The 2,510-nt window shown below is 71.6% G+C and carries 2 protein-coding genes and 1 pseudogene; 1 reads left to right on the top strand and 2 read right to left on the bottom strand.

The window, feature by feature from the left end:
- Positions 1 to 434: Crp/Fnr family transcriptional regulator (locus ACK5F2_RS01330; RefSeq protein ID WP_409862226.1), on the bottom strand; the 434-nt coding region annotated here is incomplete at its 3' end.
- Positions 435 to 537: 103 nt separating this feature from the next.
- Positions 538 to 1,965, bottom strand: coding sequence for a nitric oxide reductase activation protein NorD (locus ACK5F2_RS01325; RefSeq protein WP_409862225.1), 1,428 nt, complete (start codon positions 1,963 to 1,965; stop codon positions 538 to 540).
- On the opposite strand from ACK5F2_RS01325, the pseudogene ACK5F2_RS01320 reads away from it, so the two are divergent.
- Positions 1,922 to 2,510 (top strand): annotated as a pseudogene (locus ACK5F2_RS01320) (hypothetical protein); the annotation flags it as partial. The gene ACK5F2_RS01325 and the pseudogene ACK5F2_RS01320 overlap by 44 nt on opposite strands.

The following is a 2,510-nucleotide window of genomic DNA, read 5'->3' as shown; positions in this document are numbered from 1 at the left end:
ACATCATGGACCAGGCCGTGCAGGCGGCGTGAGATGCCCGCCAGCATGCGCAGGGCGAAGCGGCTGTCGTGCTCGATCTCGGTCAGCACCGCATGCTTGGATACCGAGAGCAGCAAGGTGTCGGTCAGGGCCTGGGCATTGATGATGTAGGGCCTGCCGGTGAACATGAGGGCTTCGGCGAAGCTGTTTCCCGGCCCCACCAGCTCGATCACCTTCTCCTGGCCCGCCGGCGAGATGGCAAAGAGTTTGACCTGCCCGGTGACGGTGACGTGGAACTCTTCGCAGGGCTGGCCAACGCGGAACACCGGGTCGCCGCGCGTCAGACGACGCAGGCTGCAACCTTTCGCCAGCCGTGCCAGCTCCGGAGCACTGAGATCGGTGAACAAGGGCAGCACAGAGAGGTAACGAGGTAGATCAAACGCGCGCATGTCCATGGCCTGGCTCCGTTCTTGGGGTTCTTGTCGAGAGCTCGATTGTCGAGACGGCCCGCGCCCGGCCACTTGACATCGCTCAAGCCCACAGCCCCTGCTGCCCAGTTCAGACGCCGCGCGTCAACCTGCTGTAGACCCCGGCCAGGCGCAGCGGCAGTTCGGTCGGGCGGGCCACGCGGGCCCAGCCCTGGTGACCAAAGAGATGGGGCAGATAGTCCTGGGCCTGCTCGTCAATGCTCAGGCAAAAGGGCTGCAGGCCGGCGCGGCGCGCCTCGCGCACTGCTTCGCGCGTGTCTTCGATGCCCCAGCGGCCCTCGTAGACATCGAGGTCATTGGGCTTGCCGTCGGTCAGCAGCAGCAGCAGGCGCAGGCGCTCGGGGCGCTCTTGCAGCCGGCGTGTGGCCAGGCGAATCGCCGCGCCCATGCGGGTGTAGTAGCCAGGCTTGATCGCGCCAACCCGGCTTTGCACCGGGCCGGACCAGGCTTCCTCGAAGCCCTTGAGTTGATGGATGCGCACCTGGCTGCGCCGCACCGAGCTGAAGCCCAGCATGGCAAAGGGGTCGCCGCAGCCATGCAAGGCCTCGCCGAAGACATAGAGCGCATCGCGGATCACATCGATCACCCGCTGCTCGTTGTTGGCATAGGCGTCGGTGGACAGGGACAGATCGGCCAGCAGCAAGGTGGCCAGGCTGCGCTCGCTGCGCTGGCGCCGGGCCCAGACTTGCGGCTCGGGGCTGCTGCTGGCGTGCAGGCCGCCCAGATGCCGCACCCAGGCATCGAGATCGAGCACCTCACCCTCGTTGCAGCCGCGCTGCCACTGCGGCGCGCTGCGCAGGGTTTCGAGCCGGCGGCGCAGGCGGCGTGCGGTCTGGCGCAGGGCGACCGGCGGTACAAAGGCGGCACCACCGGGCCGTGCCACCAGGGTCTGCACCCGGCAGTGCTCGGGCAGCAGGCATTGCCGCTTCCAGTCCCATTCGGGCAGCGACTCGCCCTCGCCCAGGGGCAGGTCGTCGGCGCTGGCGCTGGGCAGGTCGAGGTCGAACTTGATGCGTGCGGCGCTGGCCGAGCCCTCGCGCGCCAGCGTCAGCTCCTCCATATCGTCGGCCGCGGCGCGTGCCTCGTCCTCGTCGGTCTCGTCCTCGCTGGCACGGTCCAGGGGCACATGCTCGCTCCAGCTGCGCAGGGACTCGGCCTTGGAGGCCAGCAGCAGCGGCGCCCGCTGCGAGGCCGGCTTGGCCGGGCGGGCGCGGCGGCGCTTCGCTTTCTCTTGTTCCTGCTGAGCTTGCTGCCCGCCGCCCGCGGCCGCGCTGCGCGCCTGGCCCGTCGCTCCCGCCGCAGCCGCAGGCAGGGCCTGCAGCCACAGCCAGACCGGGGCCAGCAGCGGGGCCTCGACATCGAAGTTGCCATCGATGCTGCCATCGATCCTGGCCAGCCCGGGCTCGGCCAGCAGCAGGGCTTGCAGGCGCACCTCGGCCGCCCGCGCCTCGGGCGTGCGCAGCGCCACGGCCTCGGCGCGGCGCTGGGCCGGCGACAACCTGGCCGCCTGCCAGCTGGCCCTGCAGCGCTGCCCGGGCCTGCGGCCGCGCTGGCTGCGCTTGCGCGAGGCCCATCTGGCCCAGCGCCGCGCCGAGGCCGTGGCGCTGCGCACGCCCGAGGCGCGGGCGGCCGAGGCGCGCCTGCAAGCCCTGCTGCTGGCCGAGCCCGGGCTGGCCAGCATCGATGGCAGCTTCGATGGCAGCTTCGATGTCGAGGCCCCGCTGCTGGCCCCGGTCTGGCTGTGGCTGCAGGCCCTGCCTGCGGCCGCGGCGGGGGCGACGGGCCAGGCGCGCAGCGCAACAGCGGGCGGTGGGTCACAAGCGCAACAAGAACAGGAGCACGCGAAGCGCCGCCGCGCCCGCCCGGCCAAGCCGGCCTCGCAGCGGGCGCCGCTGCTGCTGGCCTCCAAGCCCGCGTCCCTGCGCAGCGGGACCGAACATGTGCCGCTGGACCGGGCCAGCGAGGACGAGACCGACGAGGACGAGGCACGCGCCGCGGCCGACGATATGGAGGAGCTGACGCTGGCGCGCGAGGGCTCGGCCA

Source organism: Roseateles sp. (genome assembly GCF_046300915.1).
Lineage (GTDB): Bacteria > Pseudomonadota > Gammaproteobacteria > Burkholderiales > Burkholderiaceae_C > Kinneretia.
This window is presented reverse-complemented; position numbering and strand designations above follow the sequence as displayed.